The 8,824-nt window shown below is 42.8% G+C and carries 6 protein-coding genes; 3 read left to right on the forward strand and 3 right to left on the reverse strand.

The window, feature by feature from the left end; genetic code table 11:
- The first annotated feature begins 162 nt into the window (after positions 1–162).
- On the forward strand, positions 163–1,899 hold the full coding sequence (gene ltrA / locus IQ236_RS26955) for a group II intron reverse transcriptase/maturase (protein ID WP_193872228.1): 1,737 nt from the start codon (positions 163–165) through the stop codon (positions 1,897–1,899).
- Between the two features lie 803 nt (positions 1,900–2,702).
- Complete coding sequence (locus tag IQ236_RS26960) at positions 2,703–2,927, forward strand: DUF4327 family protein (protein WP_072721045.1); 225 nt, start codon at positions 2,703–2,705, stop codon at positions 2,925–2,927.
- A 167-nt stretch (positions 2,928–3,094) separates the two neighbouring features.
- Here IQ236_RS26960 and IQ236_RS26965 read toward each other — a convergent pair whose 3' ends face one another.
- The 3 genes from IQ236_RS26965 to IQ236_RS26975 form a co-directional block, all read right to left on the reverse strand.
- Complete coding sequence (locus IQ236_RS26965) at positions 3,095–4,303, reverse strand: protein kinase domain-containing protein (protein ID WP_193872230.1); 1,209 nt, start codon at positions 4,301–4,303, stop codon at positions 3,095–3,097.
- Between the two features lie 103 nt (positions 4,304–4,406).
- Complete coding sequence (locus IQ236_RS26970; RefSeq protein WP_193872232.1) at positions 4,407–6,446, reverse strand: serine/threonine phosphatase; 2,040 nt, start codon at positions 6,444–6,446, stop codon at positions 4,407–4,409.
- Between the two features lie 218 nt (positions 6,447–6,664).
- Entirely contained in the window at positions 6,665–7,819 is a 1,155-nt protein-coding gene (locus IQ236_RS26975) for an ABC transporter ATP-binding protein (RefSeq protein ID WP_193872234.1), read from the reverse strand.
- A gap of 177 nt (positions 7,820–7,996) precedes the next feature.
- On the opposite strand from IQ236_RS26975, the gene IQ236_RS26980 reads away from it, so the two are divergent.
- Positions 7,997–8,815, forward strand: coding sequence for a squalene/phytoene synthase family protein (locus tag IQ236_RS26980; RefSeq protein ID WP_193872236.1), 819 nt, complete (start codon positions 7,997–7,999; stop codon positions 8,813–8,815).
- Positions 8,816–8,824 lie beyond the last annotated feature (9 nt).

Below are 8,824 nucleotides of genomic sequence, written 5' to 3' on the forward strand. Positions count from 1 at the left end.
GACAATGAACCGTTTTGAATCGTACCTATAACAAAGGTGGAATTATCAAGGAGCCGTGTGAAGCGAAAGTTTCATGCACGGTTTTGAAGGAGAGGTAGGAGTGGTAACGCTCCTATCGACTCTAACGATTGTTAGGTAAAGTTTCAATTAGCAGTAAACACGGTGAAAACGAGTATAACCAAGACTACGGATACATGGAATTCTATCAATTGGGCAAAAGTCCAACGGGTAGTATTTAAGCTGCAAAAGCGAATTTACCAGGCATCATTATCGGGACAAAATGCAAAGGCTCGAAAACTTCAGAAACTTCTAGTTAAGTCATACTACGCTAAACTTCTAGCGATTAGAAAGGTAACTCAGGATAACCAAGGCAAGAAAACTGCCGGGGTTGATGGAATTAAATCCATCACACCTAACCAACGGTTAGAACTCGCTAAAAACCTGGGAAAATACCAAAAAGCAAAACCACTCCGTAGGAAATGGATTCCCAAACCCAACGGGGAAAAACGCCCACTAGGTATACCGACTATAAACGACAGAATAAGGCAAGCCTTGGTTAAACTTGTGTTAGAGCCACAATGGGAAGCCAGATTCGAGGGTGAAAGCTATGGGTTCAGACCCGGACGGTCAGCCCATGACGCAATGTCACGAATTTTCCATAGCATCAAACAAAGTGAATGCTATGTACTTGATGCTGACATCTCAAAATGCTTCGACCAAATTAATCATGATTACCTACTGTCCAAAATTGATTGTCCATCAATAATAAAAGCCCAAATCAGACAATGGTTAAAAGCTGGAGTGATGGACAACGGCATATTTGAAGCAACAGAGGCAGGCACACCGCAAGGAGGTGTCATCAGCCCCCTACTTGCTAACATCGCATTGGATGGAATGATAAGGCTAATTACAAAACATTATCCCAAAAAGACAAATAACAATAAAAATTACGCCACAGTCATTAGATATGCCGATGATTTCGTTGTGATTAGTCCACAGATCGAAGTTATTCAACAATGCAAAATTGACATCGAAGAATGGTTAAAACCTATAGGTTTAGAGCTAAAACCCTCAAAAACCCGAATTTGCCACACACTGAAAGAAATTGAAGTAAATGACGAAACGGTCAAACCAGGATTCGACTTTCTAGGTTGGAATTTTCGACAATATCCGGTTAGTAAACATCACTCTAGTAAAAATGGAGCAGGAAAGATATTAGGATTTAAAACCCTAATCAAACCTAGTAAGAAATCAATTAAAGCTCATGCGGATAAGGTAAAGGAAGTGATTAAAAATCACAAAACTGCACCCCAATACGCATTAATTAAACACCTAAACCCGGTCATTAGAGGATGGTGTAATTACCACTCCAAAGTATGTTCTAAAAAGGCATTCTCCTCGTTAGACCACATTACATGGTTAAGGTTAAGAGCATGGACAGTTAGCAGATGCGGTAAAGCAAGTTACAAGAAATTAACCAAATACTTTAAGAAAAACGGGAATAAAGCATGGAGTTTTGAAACTGATGAAGGTCTTAGACTGCTAAGTCATGTTGAAACTCCTATAACTCGTCATGTAACTATAAGACCTGAAGCATCACCTTATGATGGAAACTGGACATACTGGAGTACAAGATTAGGGACATCCCACGATGTACCAAAACGGGTAGCAATTCTGCTTAAAAAGCAGAAAGGTAAATGTAACTTCTGTGGTCAATATTTCACCCCAGATGATGTTGTAGAAATCGACCATATTCTTCCCACTTCTTTAAAAAGGAAAAATGAATATAAGAACCTACAACTTTTACATCGCCATTGCCACGATATTAAAACGGCTACCGATGGGTCACTAACTCAAAGGAAAACCGGGTGTTCTGATGACAACAGACAGTCAAACTAGGAGCCGTGTGCGGTGAAAGTCGCACGCACGGTTCTGAATGGGAGTCGGGGGTTGTAAAGCCCCCCTCGACCCCTAATTAGTCAGAGCATAGGAATGATCCATTCTAATCCTCGGTTTAGGAAAAATCCCCTAAAAAAATTGGTTACAACGCTCAAAAAACACGCTACAATACAAGCAACAACAAACAATCCGAATTTACGCTACTATCCCAAGATAGATTTATCACTTGACGCGATAACATCATTAGCTTAACAATCATCTGCATACAATTAGCAGTATAATTATTGAGCTATACCTGAAGATCTCACTGTTTCCCCCTTGTCCTTCAAGTTTGAGTGGTCATGGTAGATCTCGCTAAAATCCGCGTAGATTTAATCTATCTATATAGAGATTACAGTCGATCCTTTTCCCTAATATGATAGGCTTCAGAGTCAGATTCCAACCATTTTGCGATTGGCTATGAGAACCCAACTGTCACTATTTCTGGGTCAAGGGATCTTCCCATCCATTCCCCCTATTTCCGAAATTCAGGGTGTAAGGAAGTTCTGAGGATTGGGTTTTGCTGGAAAGGGAGCGATTGGTGGATATTGGGGTGAAGCCCGAACCTCCTCTAACTCTTGAATTTGTGAAATCAACCCCTAGATTCGCTAAAAAAAGATTACTTTTTTTCAAAGCTTATGCTATATTTAGGATTGAGGAAGTTGCTTTCACCAGCATCGACCATCTACGCAAAGGAAAACAAGGAAAACGTTCAGGCTGAAAAGCGTTAACAACTTTAGAATTAGAACAACTTAAGAGGTATTATGAGCCAAAAGGTTATACACCCGATGGATAAGTTTCAACGTCAGGTGCATTCCCTGGTCAAGTCTGACATTATCAAACCTTCCGAGAGTCTGTGGAAAATTGCCCTTCTCTATGGTGATGAATGGAAATTTTGGAAGCAGGAATTGTTAGAGTTTGGTTTCTCCATGCAAGATCCCATCAGCGAGTTATTAGCCGTTGAAGCTTGGGATGAAGACGAAGAGTAGAAGCCGATTTCTCTCCCTTTCCCGGATTTCAGATTTCAGTCGGTTTGCCCTAAATCTTGAATTCACCCTTGATTAAAGCTGCTGTTTCAAGTTTTGTATTTCTCTCCATCAGCTTTGAGTCCATTGCTCTTTCCCTTTCCTTTGCGTTTTTCTTCCTCACAATTTTATCAATTTAGGCAATGGGCTAAAGCTTGAGATAGATCTTGAGCCGTTGGATAACGATCTTTAGGTCGATATTCGGTGGCTTGTTCAATAACTTTTCGCAGTGAAGGTGTAATGGTGGGAACGTTATCGAGGTCAAACCCATAACTATTCCCCCGTTTGCCATAAAATTTTAAGGGTGTTTCGGCGGTCAGTAAAAAAATTAACGTTGTACCGATCGCATACAAATCCGACTGAGTAAGAGGCTGTCCTCGATCTTGTTCGGGAGCACTGTATCCTTCTGCACCAATGCGGGTGCCCGGAGGTGTTCCAATTTCCTTCACGGCTCCAAAGTCCAAAACAACAATGTGGTGATCTCGTCGCCGCAACAGTAAATTGGCAGGTTTGATATCTCGATGGATCAGAGGCGGATCGAGTGAGTGAATATAGTTCAAGATCTCACAGGTCTGCATCATCCACTGTATGGCTTGTTGGGGAATTACTGGCCCCCGTTGATGGATATACTGTTCGAGATCCGTTCCATGGATCATTTCCATCACTAAATATTTTTTACCCTCATCCACAAAAAAGTCATAAAACTGGGGAATACCCGGATGCTTTAAGCTTTTTAAGGTACGGGCTTCTCGTTCAAATAATTCTTGTGCTTTGGCAATTTGTGCCATATCCGTATTCATTTCTTTCAGAACAACGACAACCGGGACAGCAGATTTGGCTGTTGTAGAGTCCCACGCTAACGTTGTTGTTCCCATTCCCCCTCGTCCGATGGTTCTCAACACTTGATACTGTCGGACAGTTCGTTCTACCTGAATGGGAAATCCGCAATGAATACAAAATAAATTACCCGAAGCATTTCCTTCATGGTTACAGGGGGGTGCATTGACGGGAATTGCAATCACACTCCCTTGGAGTTTAACTTGTAATAAAGGCCCATCTTTGGCTAATTCAATCAAAGCACCATCTCCCACTAACCCTTGAGTGGTCAAAACGCCATTAACAAAGGTTCCATTGGTTCCTTTACTCACCAGTCGCCAAGGAGAACTTTGGCTTTCATCTTGGGGATGATGTAACTCCAGATGATACCGGGAGACTAAGGGATCAACAATGACAACCTGATTATCTGCTGCTCGTCCAATGCGGATGATGGACTGCTGTGTAAACGTCCACTGTTTCAGGGGCGTTTTTTGGTGCGGATCTAATAACGTTAAAGTTAACATAAATCAGTTATCAGTTATCAGTTATCAGTTATCAGTTATTAGTTATCAGTTATCAGTTATTAGTTATTAGAAACTCGATAATAGTTATAAAACACCTTGACGGTTAAGGGTTGGACACCCAAGCTCGAACGACAATGGCGGTAATATTATCGTGACCATTATATTGATTTGCTAGGGTGATTAAACCGTCTACTGCGGTGGCTAAATCGGTTTGAGGGTTGAGTAAGGGATCAAGTTGAGTTTCGCAGAAGGTTTCTAACAGATTATGATCGGTTAAGCCATCGGATGCCAGAATAAAAACCGTATCTTCCTCAATCTCTAAAAATTGAATATCCGGGTGAACAAACTGTTCTTCTCTAGGGCCTAAAGCTTGAGTTAATTGATAAGCATCGGGGCGAGAATAGGCAATATCCGGGTCAATTCCCCGTTGAATTTCTCGTTGTCCAACTTCATGATCTACGGTTATTTGTTGTAACCCTTGTTGACGAGTCAAACGATATAATCGACTATCTCCCACATGAGCCACGACGACTTGATGATTGACCACAATTGCCATCACTAAGGTAGTTCCCATGCGACCACTACCGGAACGCACCCCTTGTTGATTTTCATTATAAATTGCTTCATTTGCTTTGAAAATGGCATCTTGTAAGATTTCTTCTGTTGGGAATTCCTCTGGATATTGATCTTGGAAATAGTGTTGTAAAGTATCAACAGCGATTTGACTCGCCACTTCTCCCCCAGCGTGACCTCCCATCCCATCACAGAGAATATATAAACCCCTCACGGAGCCAATTTGTCCTTGGGGTGTTTCTTGAATCTTGATGTGGGTTTCCAAACCAAAACAGTCTTCATTATGATCCCGTTGACGTCCGACATCTGTGCGTCCTACTGCTTCTAAATGGATAAATTTTTCACCGAGAATTAGGGTAGGAGATTGATTTAAAGTCGAGGGGGATAGTTCATTCTGACTGGTTTGTTGTTGGGGTAAGTTAGAGGGAAAATTAATTTCATCCAAAACCACCATTAAAGCCGTTCGTAATTGTTCAACGGTTTTAATTTTGGCCTCCATTACATCCCGCAATACTTCCGTTAAGGAACCCACTAACGTCCGTTGGGATTGTTGAAATAAATCCTGCCATAATTGTCCTAAATTTGATAAACTTAAGGCAGAATCCGGTTGATCAAAATACAATTGTTGTAAACACAACTGTTGAGAGTTTTGAGAAAATACTCGTAAATTTGGGAGATCTAATAAACTTTGGCGACATCCCCAAGGTTCTAACAGTACCCACAATTCTACTAAATCTCCCAACCAATAAACAATTTGCTGAGGTGTGGTTTTTCGGTTACTCCAAAGTTCTGATAACCGGGGAAAATCCGCAAAATTTTCTAATAGAATAACTTGATAGGAATCCGATTCCCAAGCATCTTGTAGGTGAGGAAAATAGTTAGGCGTTTGGGACGCTAAGGAAAAATAAGGTTGAGCCGCCGGAATAATAAAGGCCTCTAGGTCTGGATGAGATGGGGGAGTGGCGGGGTCTTGTAGCGCTTTTAACGGAGAAACCTGCAACGGTTGAGTATCTAAAACCCTGACGGTGACGGTTTCACCAGCTTTGAGATCCGGTAGGGGGTCTAGGAGTTGATAACGGTCTTGGGGGTCTAAATAAGCTCCAACGGGTTGCTCCAGGGATGGGGGTGGTTCCTGGGGGATAGACAAAGCATCTTCAGCCGGAATGGTAATCGCTTCGAGGTCAGTTTGGGAAAAAATGTCTTCTAGGGGTTGGGCTTGAGACTCGGTTAGCTCTGGAGTTTGAAGCTCTTCCGGGGTGGGGGGTTCGGTATCAATGCGGTCTAAACTGGATTCGGAGGGACTCTCCGAGGATGTGTTAGCTCCCTGCAAATGGTCATTATTTAAGGATTCTGGGGAGTTTTCAGCCGGAGCAATAGCTGAGGACGAAGGGATAACTACAGCCAGATAAACGGTTCCAGTCACTGTCCCGCAATTGTGACATTGCAGCGTATTCAGGGGAACGGTTGTTCCACATTCAGGACAATGTTTCTGGGTCAGAGAAGTACCACAGCGTTGACAAAACTTGTTGAGATTGGGGTTTTCAAATTGACACTGGGGACAAACAACCATAGTTATATTCCCTGCCATTTCAGAAATAACGTAGGGATATTTTAAGAGTACAACTTTTTATTTTACAGCAGAGAAGAGGGAATATTGAATATGCACCCGTTAGATATTTTTAAGGGTAATGCTAAGTGCATAGGTCAGATTGACAGGGATATAGGTTGATTTAGAGTAACAAATTTAATCTTTAACGAACGGAGTATCCAATAATGCCTAGCTTGATTCTATTTTTGTTCGGGTAAAGCTAAACAATCTGTTGTTCCCCAACACACATAAACCGGAGTATTACTATCGGGTAAACTATCCCCTGTTTTGGGTTGACGAACCATAACATTTTCCCCCGATAGTAATTTCACCACATATTGAATATGGGTTCCCAAATACATCGCATTTAGTAAACGACCTTCAAAACAATTTACAGCACCGCTAACGGGATAAAAACTTAATGTAACTTTCTCAGGACGTACACTCACAACCGCCGATGCACCTGTTCTTAAATCCTGTTGCGGGAGTTGAATACCGGGAATTTCAATCTGTTGAATTTCAATACTTAATCCGGTGTCGGTGACAATATATAAACGGGAGGCATCAGCACTTTCAACCGTTCCTCGAAATAGATTGGTATCGCCAATAAAATCAGCCACAAATGGCGTTTGAGGATATTCATAAATCTCGTTCGGACTGCCAATTTGTTCAATTCGGCCATCGTGCATGACAGCAATGCGGTCAGACAAACTCATGGCTTCTTCTTGGTCGTGAGTCACCATGATAAAGGTTAACCCCAAATTGCGATGGAGGTTGGTGAGTTCCATCTGCATTTGTTTCCGTAGTTTTAAATCCAAAGCCCCTAACGGTTCATCTAACAATAACACCGCCGGACGATTGACTAACGCCCTGGCTAAAGCCACCCGTTGTTGTTGACCCCCAGACAGTTGAGAGGGGTAACGATTGGCAAAGGATTCCATTTTAACTAAACTTAAGGCTTCCCGCACTTTCTCTTCAATTTCCGACTTACTTTTGCGTTTGAGTCGGAGTCCAAAAGCAATATTTTCCCAGACTGTCAAATGGTTAAACAAAGCATAACTTTGAAAAACGGTATTCACTGGACGCAGATAGGGGGGAGTTTGGGTCACAGACTGACCCCGAATCAAGACTTCTCCAGCAGAGGGCATTTCAAACCCGGCAATCAATCGCAGCGTTGTAGTTTTGCCACAGCCCGATGGCCCTAAAATACTAAAAAACTCTCCTCGATGAATATCGAGATCTACGCCACGAACGGCTGTTTCGCCATTAAAGACTTTGAACACTTTCCGAAGTTCAACGTCGAGCTTGGTTTCAGCCCCAATAGCACCTTGATTCTGCGTAGCCGCTTGCAGCATAGTGTCACATTCGGAGATTTACCCTCACTACAGCTTATCTGAAGAAAACTGGACTGACAAGATGCACAGCCTAGAGAATTCAAGATTAAAGCGTGGAGTGTTACTGGAATCCAGTGTACAATATCGAGCGCGAAAGTACAGCGATTAAATCGCTTCTTGGTGTGAGGAGTAAAAGGAATGAATTGGCAAAAAGATCCCTTGTCCGTTTTACAAGATACAAGTCGAACATTTTATATCCCCATTAGTCGTTTACCTCCCTTACTCCAAGAAGCGGTTGCTTCTGCCTATTTGTGTATGCGGGCGATTGATGAAGTTGAAGATCACCCTGATTTAGATCATGCGACAAAAGCCCGATTGCTGCATAGAATGAGCCAAAATTTTCAAGCATCGGTCTGTCGAGAAACCATTGCTGATGATTGGTTTGCGGAATTTTCCCACACGGGAATGTTAGAAGAAGTCACTCTCCGGGTGGGAGAATGGGCGAAGTTAGCCCCAGAACGAATTGCTCCTCGGATTTGGGATGCAACGGCGGCGATGGCTGACCGTATGGCGTTTTGGGCTGAACGGAATTGGCGGATTGAAACCGAAGCGGAGTTAGATCAATATACCTTTAGTGTGGCGGGTTCTGTGGGGCTGTTGTTGTCGGATTTATGGGCTTGGTATGATGGCACGCAAACCAACCGGGTTCACGCCATTGGCTTTGGTCGAGGGTTACAGGCGGTGAATATTCTCCGCAATTACAAGGATGATGGCAGTCGAGGGGTAGATTTCTTCCCTGATGGTTGGACATTGGAACAAATGCAGAACTACGCTAAACGGAATTTAGCCTTAGGGGATGCCTACACCGAAGCTTTACCCTCTGGCCCAGCGTTGGATTTTTGTCGCATTCCTTTAGCCTTAGCCCATGCGACGTTAAATGTCTTAGCCGATGGTCAAGACAAACTGACTCGCAGCGCTGTTGTGCAGTTAATTGAACAGGTTTGTGGCGGGAAGTAGGAGATAGGG

It is taken from the genome of Planktothrix mougeotii LEGE 06226 (assembly GCF_015207485.1).
Classification (GTDB): Bacteria; Cyanobacteriota; Cyanobacteriia; order Cyanobacteriales; family Microcoleaceae; genus Planktothrix.